The sequence below is a fragment of the Streptomyces sp. NPDC054887 genome (genome assembly GCF_053610585.1).
The window spans coordinates 1-12,484 of record NZ_JBSGYQ010000023.1; the positions used below are offsets into that span (position 1 = coordinate 1).

The window sequence follows — 12,484 nt, forward strand, 5'->3', positions numbered from 1 at the left end:
TGTTGGGGGTTGTGGGGCCCGGGGCCCTTGCGGGGGGGGGGGGCCCCCCCCGCGCGGCCCGCCCCGCCCGGGGGGGGGCCGGCGGGGCCCCCCCGGGCGGTCCGCCCGGCCGGGGGGGGGCAGGGGGGGGGGGGGCCCCCCCCGTCCGGGGGCGCCCCCGCGCGGCCGGCGCCGCCGTCCTATCCCCGGCGGTGACGGCCGTGCGCCGGAGCGGTGGCGTCCTCCGCCGTGGCCGCACCCCCTCGGTGCTTCCCGGAGCGGCCGGCGTCGTCCCGTTCGGCGGCCGAGGGCTGCGGCCGCGTCTGGGTCGTGTCGGTTCGTACGTCAGACATGTTGGGAAATCCCCTGGAGTCGCTCGATCGCTTTCACCTGGCGCAAGGCCCGCCCCGCCGTCACCACCGGCGTTCAGCCGGAACGACCGCGTAGCCCCGACCGGAATCAACGACGCGCGTCACGCCCGGTCAGGGGCGCCTGCTGGAGCGGTACGGGCTTGCACACAACAGGAGTGTCCGGAGCCTCGAACGGTTCCCCACCTGGTCCTTCCCCCGCCGCGGGTTCCGCAGGCGCCACGTCCTGCGGGGCGTCGATCCGCGCCACCCCGCACGGCACCGCACCCGTCGCGTACGGCAGACGCAGCACCCCCTCGCGCGTCCAGAGCCCCGTGCCCCGCAACCACCCCTGGGGCGCCGCCAGGTGATGCAGCCGCCGCCCCGCCGGACGCCACACCCCGACCCAGCTCCCCGCCGCACCGTCGATCCGCAGCGCCACCGCGCAGGTCTCCGGGGTCAGGACCTGCCCCGGCTGCACCGCGAACGGCGTCACGGCGACATCGGCCGGTCCCAGGCACTCCGGGAAGCGCACCGGCAGCATGCTGCCCAGTACGCCCCACCCCAGCCGGTCGCGTCCCGGCGCGTCCGACCGGATGAGCAGCAGCCCGCTGTCCGGATCGGCCAGCAGCAAACGGTCGTTGCTGCCCTCCGCGATCTGGAGCAGCGGCGTCACCTCCCCGCCCCGCTCCAGGTCGACCGCCACCGCCTTCGTCACCCCGTCGGCCTCCCGGTCGAGCGCGAGTATCCGGCCCGTACGGTCGAGCCACACGCCGCCCGAGCAGCGCCCCTCGATCTCGGCCACGTGCTCGGGGCCGAAGGCGCCGCCCGCCACCTGCCAGATCGTGGTGAACCGTTCGCCCACGGACAGGGCGTACGCCCGCGTACCGTCCGGGGCCGGCGGCAGCAGTTCCAGCCGCTCGCACTCGACCGCGCCCACCGGCACCTCCCCGGTGCGCGGCCCCGTCGGATACAGCAGCGCGAAGGAGTGCCGCCCACCCCCGCTGCCGAAGGCGTGCGAGGCGCCTCCCTGCCTCCGGTGGATCAGTACCCGCCCGTCCGCCAGCGGCAGCAGTCCGGTGTCCGGCTCCTCGGGCTGGTCGGCCGGCAGCGGCACGGCGTACGGCTCGGGTCCGTCCAGCGTCCACCGCTCGGGGAACCGGGCGTCGCCCTCGCCGGCCAGCCGCGCGGCGTAGGAACCGTCGGCGGCGATCGTGAACACCGCCTCACGCACCGCGTCACCGTCGGCCGCGGTCTCGATGGCACAGGCCGTCATCAGGCCATCACCTCCGGCGAACGAAGCTAGTTTTCGCACTTCCTGCCGAACAACACGAGACAGCCCACTTCACACATAAGGGTGGCCGCTGTCCGATTCCGCTGAGGTGGCGGGGGCTGGTGTGCTGCGAGATGTCCGTATGTCGACAAACCGAGGGCCGCGGCGGCGGTTTCCGGCCGCGAGGCGAGGCCCCGAGCGGACCGGCGACGCGTACGCCGACCGGGAGCTTCACCGGCGTCCACGACGACTCCGGCGGCACCGGCCGGGACGAGGGGCGCGCGCCGAGGCGGAGGGCCCCGCCCGCCGACGGCGTCGTCGGCGGGACCTTTCCCCGGGCCTCGGCGTGGGCATGACGGCCGGCGCCCGCGTGCTCGACGACGTTTCGCGGGGTGGACGGGGCGACGGAGTGGATCGCTCCGGCCGGGCGGACCGGCCTGCCCGGTGCGGCGGAGGGGCCGCCCGAGCGGGTCCCCCACGCCATGGCGGGCGGGGCATCCGGCGCAGGTAACCTGTCTGCGTGCCCCGTCTGTCTGAAGTCATCGCCGCGCTCGACGCCCTCTGGCCCCCCGAGCGGGCCGAGAGCTGGGACGCGGTGGGTACGGTCTGCGGCGACCCGGACGCCGAGGTGACCCGGGTCCTGTTCGCGGTCGACCCGGTGCGGGAGACCGTCGACGAGGCCGTACGGCTCGGCGCGGACCTCCTCGTCACCCACCACCCGCTCTACCTGCGCGGTACGACGACGGTCTCGGCGTCCACCTTCAAGGGCCGCGCCGTGCACACCCTGATCAAGAACGACATCGCGCTGCACGTCGCCCACACCAACGCCGACAGCGCCGACCCCGGTGTCTCCGACGCCCTCGCCGGGGCGCTGGACCTGCGGGTCACCGGGCCCCTCGTGCCCGACCCCACCGACCCCAAGGGCCGCCGCGGCCTCGGCCGCGTCTGCGAACTCGACCCCCCGGCCACCCTCCGCCACTTCGCCGCCCGCGTCGCCGCCCGGCTGCCCGCCACCGCGCAGGGCGTCCGCGTCGCCGGCGACCCGGACGCCCTCATCAGCAGGGTCGCCGTCAGCGGCGGCTCGGGCGACAGCCTCTTCGCCGACGTACGGGCAGCCGGCGTCGACGCCTTCGTCACGGCCGACCTGCGCCACCACCCGGCGTCCGAGGCCCGTGAGCACACCCCTCTCGCGCTGATCGACGCCGCGCACTGGGCCACCGAGTGGCCCTGGTGCGAACAGGCCGCCGCACAGCTCGACGAGATCTCCGACCGGCGCGGCTGGGACCTGCGCGTCCACGTCTCGAAGACCGTCACCGACCCCTGGACCTCCCACCACGCCCCCACGACCGCCCTTCCGACGAGCGCTTCGCGCGCCCCCTTTGATCCTTCTGGAGCCCCCAACTGAACGCCGCGCCCGCCGACCAGATCCGTCTCCTCGACGTACAGGCACTCGACCTGCGCCTGTCCCAGCTCGCCCACCGGCGCAACTCCCTGCCCGAGCACGCCGAGCTCGAATCGCTCACCAAGGACCTCGCGCAGCTTCGCGACCTGCTGGTCGCCGCGCAGACCGAGGAGAGCGACACCACCCGCGAGCAGACCAAGGCCGAGCAGGACGTCGACCAGGTCCGCCAGCGCGCCACGCGCGACCAGCAGCGCCTCGACTCGGGCGCGGTCTCCTCGCCCAAGGACCTGGAGAACCTCCAGCGCGAACTCGTCTCCCTCGCCAAGCGCCAGAGCGACCTGGAGGACGTGGTCCTCGAAGTCATGGAGCGCCGCGAGTCCGTCCAGGAGCGCGTCGCCGAGCTGACCGAGCGCGTCTCCTCCGTCCAGGCCAAGGCCGACGACGCGACCGCGCGCCGCGACGCCGCGTTCGAGCAGATCGACGGCGAGGTCGCCACGGTCACCAAGGAGCGCGAGGTCGCCTCCGCGACGATCCCCGCCGACCTCCTGAAGCTGTACGAGAAGCTGCGCCTCCAGTCCGGCGGCGTCGGCGCGGCCCGCCTCTACCAGCGCCGCTGCGAGGGCTGCCAACTGGAGCTCAACATCACCGAGGTCAACGAGGTGCGCGCCGCCGCCCCCGACGCGGTCGTGCGGTGCGAGAACTGCCGCCGCATCCTCGTCCGTACGTCCGAGTCCGGCCTGTAGCCGTGGGACGCAGCCTCGTCATCGAGGCCGACGGCGGTTCCCGGGGCAACCCGGGCCCCGCCGGCTACGGTGCGGTCGTCCTCGACCCGGAGACGGGGGAGACGCTCGCCGAGGCCGCCGAGTACATCGGCGTCGCCACGAACAACGTCGCCGAGTACAAGGGCCTGATCGCCGGGCTGCGCGCCGCGCACGCGCTCGCTCCCGACGCGACCGTCCACGTCCGTATGGACTCCAAGCTCGTCGTCGAGCAGATGTCCGGCCGCTGGAAGATCAAGCACCCGGACATGAAGCCGCTCGCGGCCGAGGCCGCCACGGTCTTCCCGCGCGTACGGGTCACCTACGAGTGGATCCCCCGCGAGAAGAACAAGCACGCCGACCGGCTCGCCAACGAGGCGATGGACGCGGGCAAGAAGGGCAGGAAGTGGGAGCCCTCGGCCTCCACCGCCGACCTCGCCTCCCGTGCCTCCGCCGCACCGCGCGTGGTGGGTGACGCGGTGGCCGGCGCGGCCAAGGCCCGTGCGGCCATGGGGCGCACCGCGACGGTGGCCGAGCCGCTGACCCTGCCGGAGGCCGCCGAGGCCGAGCCGGTCACCGCCGCGCCCGCCGTCGGGTGGGGCGCCGCCGCGGACCTCGGCCCGCCGGCGACGTTCGTGCTGCTGCGCCACGGGGAGACGGCGCTCACCCCGGAGAAGCGGTTCTCCGGGAGCGGGGGCTCGGACCCGGAGCTTTCGGCGGTGGGCCGCCGGCAGGCCGAGGCGGTCGCCACCGCCCTGGCCGCGCGCGGCACCGTACAGGAGATCGTCAGCTCGCCCCTGCGGCGCTGCCGCGAGACCGCGGACGCGGTGGCTGCGCGGCTGGGACTGGACGTACGCGTCGAGGAGGGCCTGCGCGAGACGGACTTCGGGGCCTGGGAGGGCCTGACGTTCGGTGAGGTCCGCGAGCGGTACCCGGCGGACCTGGACGCGTGGCTGGCGTCGCCCAAGGCGGCGCCGACCGGGGGCGGCGAGAGCTTCGCGGCGGTCGCGCGGCGGGTGGCGACGGTGCGGGACAAACTGCTCGCCCGGTACGCGGGCCGCACGGTCCTGGTCGTCACGCACGTGACGCCGGTCAAGACGCTGGTACGGCTGGCCCTGAGTGCTCCGCCCGAGTCCCTGTTCCGGATGGAGCTCTCGGCGGCGTCGCTGTCGGCCGTGGCGTACTACGCGGACGGCAACGCGTCGGTGCGCCTGCTGAACGACACGTCGCACTTGCGCTGAGGTCGTTCGGCGGGGTGCGGGGTGCGGGGTGCGGGTTGCGGGTTGCGGTGCGGGGTTCTGGGTGCCGGGTGCCGGGCCCTACGGGAACGGCATTCGGGACTGCACGATTTAGGCGCGATGCCGGGGTGCCTGAAAGCCTCCCCGGCGCCCTGCCCACAAATCGCGCTTTACGTCCCGAACACCGCTCCCTACGGTCCCGACACCCTCCCGCCGTCGCGGGTACCGGTCACCACCCCGGCCGCGCGGCGCGGCACAAGGGGCTGACCCGGACCTCCGGCCGGAATCACCCGTGGCGGGATGCGCCGGAGGCATGCCTGCCGGCGTAGGGGCGGGACCCGCGAGGAGGGCTTCGGACGTCGCGCCTTCTCCGGGGGCGCCCTCGGACCCCAGGGCGGAACGCCAGGGCCACCCGCCGCCCGAGGGGCTGCAACCCCGGGAGGGGGCGGGACGCGCAGGGGGTGGTGTTCGGGACGTAGAGCGTGATTTGTGCGCAGGGAGTGGGCGTCGTACAAGGACCGCTGGTGCGCGGCTAAATCATGCAGTCCCGGACGCCGCCCCCGGAGCGGCCCGCCCCCGGCACCACGAACGGGCCCAACCCCGGGGTCAGCCGCGCAGTGCCGCCGCCTCGCGGGCCAGTGCCTCCACCCGGCCCCAGTCCTTCGCCGCAAGCGCGTCCGGGGGCAGCATCCAGGTGCCGCCCACGCAGCCCACGTTGGGCAGGGCCAGGTACGAAGGTGCCGTAGCCAGGGTGATGCCCCCTGTGGGGCAGAAGCGGGCCCGGGGGAGCGGTGCGCCCAGCGCCTTCAGGTACGGCGTGCCGCCCGCCGCCTGCGCCGGGAAGAACTTCATCTCCGTCACGCCGCGCTCCAGCAGCGCCACGACCTCCGACGCCGTGGACACCCCCGGCAGGAACGGAACCCCCGACCCGGCCATCGCCCCCAGCAGCCCGTCCGTCCACCCGGGGCTGACCAGGAAGCGGGCCCCGGCGTCCACCGCGTCGGCCACCTGGGCCGGGGAAAGCACCGTGCCCGCGCCGACCACCGCGTCCGGCACCTCGGCGGCGATGGCGCGCACCGCGTCGAGCGCGGCGGGCGTCCGCAGCGTCACCTCGATCGCCGGGAGCCCGCCCGCGACCAGCGCACGCGCGAGGGGCACCGCGTCGGCGGCGTCCTCCAGGACGACGACGGGAACGACGGGCGCGAGGTCGAGCACGGAAGTCATGCCGCCATCCTGCCGCCGGCCCACGCAGCACGCAACGACCGTTGCGCACAGTGCAACGAGCCGTCAGTGGATCTGCGTCACCACCACGTCCAGTGCCCACGGCTTCCCCGCCTTGGCGGGAGCCGTGGCCTCCACGACGTACCCGAGATCCCGCAGCACCGCCACGAGCTCGGCCGGTCCGGCCGGAGCCGCTCCCGCGACGAGGAGGTCCCGTACGATCCGCCCCTTCGTCGCCTTGTTGAAGTGGCTGACGACGGACCGCTTCTCGACCCCGTTCGCGTCCGTCTGCGCGTGCAGCACCCGCACCGTCGCCGTGCGCCCCGCCAGGTCACCCTTCGGCTTCCACGCCGCCGCGTACGCCGAGGACCGCAGGTCGAGGACCAGCCCGTCGCCCGCGGCGACCGGCATCGCGGCGGCCATCGGCTCGCGCCAGAACGCCCCGAGCGCGCCGAGCCCCGGCAGCTTCACGCCCATCGAGCACCGGTAGGAGGGGATCCTGTCGCCGATCCCCACCGCGCCCCACAGCCCGGAGAAGACCAGCAGCGACTTCCGGGCCCGCTCGTGCGCGGCCGGGTCCAGGGTGGCGAGGCCGAGCGCGTCGTACAGCACGCCCGTGTAGATCTCCCCGGCGGGACGCGCCCCCGAGGTCCGCAGTACGACGTTCTTGGCGATCTCGCCGCGCAGCCCCTCGCTGAGCCCGAGGACCACCCGCGCCTTCTCCTCGTCGGCGGCGCACAGTTCCACCAGCTCGTCCAGCACCGCGGCCCGCGCTCCGGCCAGCTCCGGCAGGGAGAGGGACTCCGGCTTCAGGGGCGCGCCGGACCCGCCGGCGGCCTTTCCTTCGGACGGAGGCAAGAGGACGAGCACGGCGGAACTCCTTCGGATACGGACACACCAACACGCCAGGGTAAGCGGAGTCCGCCATGCCGCCGGGCCCCGTCCGGCCTACGCTCGGACCATGCCCCGTCGCCCCATCCATGTGACCGGCGCACCGGAAGCCCCCCTCCGGGCGGCCCTGCGCGCCCTGCGCGGCACGCTCGACGTGCCGCCCGCGTTCCCGGCCGAGGTCCTCGCGGAGGCGGAACAGGCCGCGCAGGCCCCCCGGCTGCCCGCGTACGACGCCACCGACATCCCGATGTACACCATCGACCCACCCGGTTCCGTCGACCTCGACCAGGCCGTGCACCTGGCCCGCCGCACCGGCGGCGGCTACCGCGTGCACTACGCGATCGCGGACGTGGCCGCCTTCGTCAGGCCGGGCGGCGCGCTCGACGCCGAGGCCCACCGCAGGGTGATGACGCTGTACTTCCCGGACGGGAAGGTCCCCCTGCACCCGCCGCTGCTCTCGGAGGACGCCGCCAGCCTGCTCCCCGACCGGACCCGCCCGGCCCTCCTGTGGCGCATCGACCTCGACGGGCACGGCCGCGTGGAGGCGGTGGACGTACGGCGTGCGCTCGTCCGCAGCCGGGCGAGGCTGGACTACTCCGGTGTCCAGCAGCAGATCGACGCGGGCACGGCCGACGAACCGGTGGCCCTGCTGCGGGACGTCGGGCGGCTGCGCGAGGAACTGGAGCGCGAGCGCGGCGGCATCTCGCTGAACGTTCCGGAGCAGGAGATCGTCGAGCGCGGCGACTCGTACTTCCTCGGCTTCCGCGCCCCGCTGCCCGCCGACGGCTGGAACGCGCAGATCTCCCTCCTGACCGGTATGGCCGCCGCCGACCTGATGACCGCCACCGGCACGGGCATCCTGCGGACCCTGCCCGCCGCCCCGCTCGGCGAGGTCGCGCGTCTGCGCCGGTCGGCGAAGGCGCTGCGGATCGAGTGGCCGCACCACACCTCGTACGCCGAGATCGTCCGTTCCCTGGACCCGACGAAGGCCGCGCACGCCGCGTTCCTCCAGGAGTGCACGACGCTGCTGCGCGGCGCGGGCTACACCGTCTTCACGAACGGCGAGATCCCCGACCCGGCCGTCCACGCGGCCGTCGCCGCCCCCTACACCCACTGCACCGCCCCGCTGCGCCGCCTCGTCGACCGGTACGCGGGCGAGCTGTGCGTGGCCGCAGCGGCCGGCGAGGAGCCGCCGCAGTGGGTACGGGACGCGCTGCCCGGGCTCCCGGGGCGGATGGCGGAGGGGACGCGGCGGGCGGCGGCCGTCGAGCGCGAGTGCGTGGACATCGTCGAGGCGGCGCTGCTGAGGGACCGGGTGGGTGACCTGTTCCACGCGCACGTGGTCGACGTGAAGGAGCGCGACCGGTCCGTCGGCACGGTCCACCTGGAGGACGTGGCGGTGGTGGGCCGCGTGGACGGCGGCGACGGCGACCTGCCGCTGGGCGAACGCATCAGGGTCCGCCTCACCCAGGCCGACCCGGGCACGGCGAAGGTCCTCTTCACCCCGGCCTGAACCCTCCCGAGAAGCGCGCGCCGCGTCTGTCGTCCCTCTCCGGGCATGTGCCACGATCGGGGGGAGAACTCCCATCTCACGGACGGCTGAACGCGCGATGTCCCAGTCTGGCGAGCGACCGAGGAAGGGGCGTGACATGAGTGCCATGCCGCAAGAACCGCTCACGCAGGCGGACGTCCTGCTGGCCGGCTTCCTGGCGCTGGACACGCCGGAGGGCTTCCGGGCCGAGCTGATCGAGGGGGAGATCGTCGTGACGCCGCCGCCGGACGGAGACCACGAGGACTACATCAGCGTGCTGGTGAAGCAGGTGCTGCGGCACTCACGGACGGACATGGACTTCTCCGGGAACAAGGGCCTCAGACTGCGCAGCGGAGGATCCTGCCCGAGAAACCATGCCATTCCCGACTGCACCTTCGCCCCCACCGAGCTTCGCCTGTATCGCGGCGCCGAGCCGTGGATGCCGTGCGACGGCGTGGCCATGGTCGCCGAGGTCACCTCCACCAGGCCGAGGCGTGGCCGGGAGGAGAAGCGCCACTGCTACGCCCGCGGCGGCATCCCCCTGTACCTGCTCGTCGACCGTGAGACGTCCTCGCTGACGCTGTTCGGCGAGCCGGAGGGGGACGACTACCGCCAGTTGTGCACCGTCCCCTTCGGCAAGACTCTCGGGCTCCCCGACCCTTTCGGCTTCGACCTGGAGACGGCGGCCTTCGTCTGAGCCGGCGCGTCCCGGCGGGTAGCATGGGCGGCACGGCAGACGAGCCGGGCGGACGGCCGCGTGGAGATCCCCGGATCTCCCCGAGGAACGTCCGGGCTCCACAGGGCAAGGTGGTGGCTAACGGCCACCCGGGGTGACCCGCGGGACAGTGCCACAGAAAACAGACCGCCGGGGACCTCGGTCCTCGGTAAGGGTGAAACGGTGGTGTAAGAGACCACCAGCGCCTGAGGTGACTCAGGCGGCTAGGTAAACCCCACCTGGAGCAAGGTCAAGAGGGGGCGTCGCGAGACGTCCCTGCGCGGACGTTCGAGGGCTGCCCGCCCGAGTCCGCGGGTAGACCGCACGAGGCCGGCGGCAACGCCGGCCCTAGATGGATGGCCGTCGCTCCGACGACCGCGAGGTCCCGGGGCACAGAACCCGGCGTACAGCCCGACTCGTCTGCCGCTCACCGCTTGTGACCCGTAGGGGTTGCGCGCTCGTGCGCGCGGGAGGTGTCGCAGGTGCGCGGGGCTGCCGGTCTGCGCATTCTTGACGGGAGTGTCCCAGCGAGCCGAGGAGTCCTCCCGTGGTGATGACCGCCGATCAGTTGTCGGAGCCTGCCGTGCGCGCGTTCGTGTCCGCCGTGAACGCCGGCGACCGGGCGGCTTTCCAGGCGGTTCTCGCGCCCGGGGCGACCATGTCCGACGACGGCACGGAACGCGATCTCGCGGACTGGACCGAGCGGGAGATCTTCTCCTCGGGCGGTCGGATGGTCGTCGAGGCGGAGAAGGCGGGCGGCCGGTCCCTGGTCGTCCGGTACACCAACGACACCTACGGCGAGATGCGTACCGCCTGGGACTTCGTCGTGGACGGCGGGAAGATCACCCGGTTCGAGACAGGGCAGGCGTAAAGCCCGTTGCGCTGCCTCGCCGGGCCGGCCGCTGACGGGGTTACGCCGTCCCGCTGCCTCACGGGCTCGCCGCTGACGCGTTGCGCCGTCCCGCTGCCTCACGGGCTCGCCCCTGACGGCGCACACACCGTTCCGACTGGCCATGCCGCCCACGACTGATCACGCCGGCCCACGACGGGGCGCCGTCCCACAACGGGCCACGCTGTCCCGACGCGTCACACTGTCAGGCGTCGGGACACCGCCGACCGGCCCGCCCATCGTTGCTTCAGGCGTGCCTGTGCCGTCTGGGCCGTCCCGTGCGTGCCCGCACCGTTCGGGCCGTCCCGTCAGCCACGCCCGCGCCGTCGCGTCACGCCTTCGCGACCCGCCGACCGGCCCGTCAGGGAGTCGGCGTGCCTGCCGCGCCGTCGGTCGGTCCGTCCGGGATGCGGGCGCCCGTGCCGCCGACCCTGACGCGCGTGTCCTGCGTGTGGAGTTCGACCGTCAGTACGCCGGGGCGGCCCATGTCGGCGCCCTGGTGGAGGGTGAGGACCGACTCGTCGGGGACCAGGCCCAGCTCCCGCGCGTACGCCCCGAACGCGGCCGCCGCCGCGCCCGTCGCCGGGTCCTCGACCACGCCGCCCACCGGGAACGGGTCGCGTACGTGGAACGTCGTCTCGTCCTCGCGCCACACCAGCTGCACCGTCGTCAGGTCCAGCCGGCGCATCAGCGCCGCCAGCCGCTCGAAGTCGTACGACAGCCGCGCCAGCCGTTCGCGGGTCGCGGCCGCCAGGACCAGGTGGCGTGCGCCCGCGTACGCGATACGCGGCGGGAACGCCGGGTCGAGGTCGGCGGCCGGCCAGTCCAGTGCCGCCAGCGCCTCTGCCAGGTCGTCCCCGGCCACGTCCTCGGTATGCGGCTCGACGCTGGTCAGGACGGCACGGTACGTGCCGTCCGCGCTCCCGGTCACCCGCACCGGCACCGTCCCGGCCGGCGTCTCGAAGACGAGTTCGCCGCCCCGGCCCCAGTGCTCGGCGAGTGCGACGGCCGTCGCCACCGTGGCGTGGCCGCAGAACGGGACCTCGGCCTCGGGACTGAAGTAGCGGACGGTGAAGGCCCGGCCGGGCTCCAGCTCCTTGGTGAGGAACGCCGTCTCGCTGTAGCCCACCTCCTTCGCCACGGCGAGCATCGCCGCGTCGTCGAGCCCGGACGCGTCCAGGACGACGCCCGCCGGATTGCCGCCGTCCGGGTCGGTCGAGAAGGCGGTGTAGCGCAGAACGTCGGTGCCGGTGAATGACTTCATACGGCGGCCAACGGACAGCGGACCGCCGATGTTCCCTCAGGCCCCGTCCCATCGATGGCGGGCCGCCGGCGTTTCCCGGCCCCGTCTCGCAGATGGCCGGCCGCCGGTGTTCCCCGGCCCCGTACAGCGGACCGTCCGTGGGACCTCAGCCGCGCCCCACGTACGGCATCGTCGTCGCCATCACCGTCGCGAACTGCACGTTCGCTTCGAGCGGCAGTTCCGCCATGTGCAGCACCGTCCGCGCGACGTCCCGTACGTCCATCACCGGCTCCGCCATCATCCCGCCGTGCGCCTGGAGGATGCCGGCCTGCATCCGCTCCGTCATGTCCGTCGCCGCGTTGCCGATGTCGATCTGGCCGCACGCGATCCGGTACGGCCGTCCGTCGAGCGAGAGGGACTTGGTCAGGCCCGTCATGGCGTGCTTGGTGGTCGTGTACGCGATCGAGTGCGGCCGGGGCGCGTGCGCCGAGATGGAGCCGTTGTTGATGATCCTGCCGCCCTGCGGGTCCTGACCCTTCATCTGCCGGAACGCCGCCTGGGCGCACAGGAACGAGCCGGTGACGTTCACGTCGACGACGGAGCGCCACTCCTGGTACTCGATGTCCTCCAGAGGTACGCGCGGCCCGAACGTGCCGGCGTTGTTGAAGAGCAGGTCGAGGCGCCCGTACCGCTCGCGCACGGCGCCGAAGAGCGCGTCCACCTCGTCCGGGAGCGACACGTCCGCCCGCACGCACAGCGTCTCGCCGCCGGCCTCCTGCGCCGTCTCCTCCAGCGGTCCCGTACGCCGCCCCGCCAGCGCGACCGACCAGCCCGCGCCGGCCAGGACGCGGGCGACGGCCCGGCCGATGCCCGAACCGGCTCCGGTCACCAACGCGATCTTCGTCTCAGGGTTCATGGGCCAGCAGCGTACGTGACACGTACATGAAAGCGCGGCGACGCCCCGTACCACTCCAATACCTCTGACAACAGCCGTCAG

Annotated in this window: 12 protein-coding genes and 1 other RNA gene; 7 read left to right on the forward strand and 6 right to left on the reverse strand. The window is 74.0% G+C overall.

Annotated features, from left to right (window positions below):
- Nucleotides 1–179: 179 nt before the first annotated feature.
- Together ACWGH0_RS15380 and ACWGH0_RS15385 are read right to left on the reverse strand one after the other, a co-directional pair.
- Nucleotides 180–332, reverse strand: coding sequence for a hypothetical protein (locus ACWGH0_RS15380; protein ID WP_453404627.1), 153 nt, complete (start codon nucleotides 330–332; stop codon nucleotides 180–182).
- A 106-nt stretch (nucleotides 333–438) separates the two neighbouring features.
- A complete protein-coding gene (locus ACWGH0_RS15385) occupies nucleotides 439–1,602 on the reverse strand; it encodes a hypothetical protein (protein WP_453404628.1) in 1,164 nt (387 codons plus the stop codon).
- Between the two features lie 517 nt (nucleotides 1,603–2,119).
- On the opposite strand from ACWGH0_RS15385, the gene ACWGH0_RS15390 reads away from it, so the two are divergent.
- The 3 genes from ACWGH0_RS15390 to ACWGH0_RS15400 are packed head-to-tail and all read left to right on the forward strand — an operon-like array spanning nucleotide 2,120 to nucleotide 5,000.
- Nucleotides 2,120–3,004, forward strand: a complete 885-nt coding sequence (locus tag ACWGH0_RS15390; protein ID WP_453404629.1) for a Nif3-like dinuclear metal center hexameric protein — start codon at nucleotides 2,120–2,122, stop codon at nucleotides 3,002–3,004.
- The gene (locus ACWGH0_RS15395) at nucleotides 3,001–3,744 is read left to right on the forward strand and encodes a zinc ribbon domain-containing protein (protein WP_453404703.1); all 744 of its coding nucleotides are present in this window, start codon (nucleotides 3,001–3,003) and stop codon (nucleotides 3,742–3,744) included. The genes ACWGH0_RS15390 and ACWGH0_RS15395 overlap by 4 nt, the downstream gene beginning before the upstream one ends.
- Before the next feature lie 2 nt (nucleotides 3,745–3,746).
- Nucleotides 3,747–5,000, forward strand: coding sequence for a bifunctional RNase H/acid phosphatase (locus ACWGH0_RS15400; protein ID WP_453404630.1), 1,254 nt, complete (start codon nucleotides 3,747–3,749; stop codon nucleotides 4,998–5,000).
- 603 nt (nucleotides 5,001–5,603) lie between these two features.
- Here ACWGH0_RS15400 and eda read toward each other — a convergent pair.
- Both eda and yaaA read right to left on the reverse strand, forming a co-directional pair.
- The gene (gene eda, locus ACWGH0_RS15405) at nucleotides 5,604–6,221 is read right to left on the reverse strand and encodes a bifunctional 4-hydroxy-2-oxoglutarate aldolase/2-dehydro-3-deoxy-phosphogluconate aldolase (RefSeq protein ID WP_453404631.1); all 618 of its coding nucleotides are present in this window, start codon (nucleotides 6,219–6,221) and stop codon (nucleotides 5,604–5,606) included.
- A 63-nt stretch (nucleotides 6,222–6,284) separates the two neighbouring features.
- Nucleotides 6,285–7,088 (reverse strand): peroxide stress protein YaaA, encoded by an 804-nt coding sequence (gene yaaA, locus ACWGH0_RS15410; RefSeq protein ID WP_453404632.1) that lies wholly within the window; start codon nucleotides 7,086–7,088, stop codon nucleotides 6,285–6,287.
- 91 nt (nucleotides 7,089–7,179) lie between these two features.
- Between yaaA and ACWGH0_RS15415 the strand changes: the two genes are divergently transcribed.
- The 4 genes from ACWGH0_RS15415 to ACWGH0_RS15430 all read left to right on the forward strand — a co-directional run bounded on the left by ACWGH0_RS15415 (nucleotide 7,180) and on the right by ACWGH0_RS15430 (nucleotide 10,226).
- Nucleotides 7,180–8,622 (forward strand): RNB domain-containing ribonuclease, encoded by a 1,443-nt coding sequence (locus ACWGH0_RS15415; RefSeq protein ID WP_453404633.1) that lies wholly within the window; start codon nucleotides 7,180–7,182, stop codon nucleotides 8,620–8,622.
- 145 nt (nucleotides 8,623–8,767) lie between these two features.
- Nucleotides 8,768–9,337, forward strand: a complete 570-nt coding sequence (locus ACWGH0_RS15420; protein WP_453404704.1) for a Uma2 family endonuclease — start codon at nucleotides 8,768–8,770, stop codon at nucleotides 9,335–9,337.
- A gap of 40 nt (nucleotides 9,338–9,377) precedes the next feature.
- An RNA gene (gene rnpB / locus ACWGH0_RS15425) (RNase P RNA component class A) lies at nucleotides 9,378–9,778 on the forward strand.
- A gap of 130 nt (nucleotides 9,779–9,908) precedes the next feature.
- The gene (locus tag ACWGH0_RS15430) at nucleotides 9,909–10,226 is read left to right on the forward strand and encodes a nuclear transport factor 2 family protein (RefSeq protein ID WP_453404705.1); all 318 of its coding nucleotides are present in this window, start codon (nucleotides 9,909–9,911) and stop codon (nucleotides 10,224–10,226) included.
- Between the two features lie 379 nt (nucleotides 10,227–10,605).
- On the opposite strand, the gene ACWGH0_RS15435 is transcribed toward ACWGH0_RS15430, so the two are convergent.
- Nucleotides 10,606–11,508 carry a PhzF family phenazine biosynthesis protein gene (locus ACWGH0_RS15435; RefSeq protein WP_453404634.1) on the reverse strand — a complete coding sequence of 301 codons (903 nt, stop codon included), beginning with the start codon at nucleotides 11,506–11,508 and terminating at the stop codon, nucleotides 10,606–10,608.
- 145 nt (nucleotides 11,509–11,653) lie between these two features.
- Nucleotides 11,654–12,403: an SDR family oxidoreductase gene (locus ACWGH0_RS15440; RefSeq protein ID WP_453404635.1), complete on the reverse strand. Its 750-nt coding sequence runs from the start codon at nucleotides 12,401–12,403 to the stop codon at nucleotides 11,654–11,656.
- Between the last annotated feature and the right edge of the window lie 81 nt (nucleotides 12,404–12,484).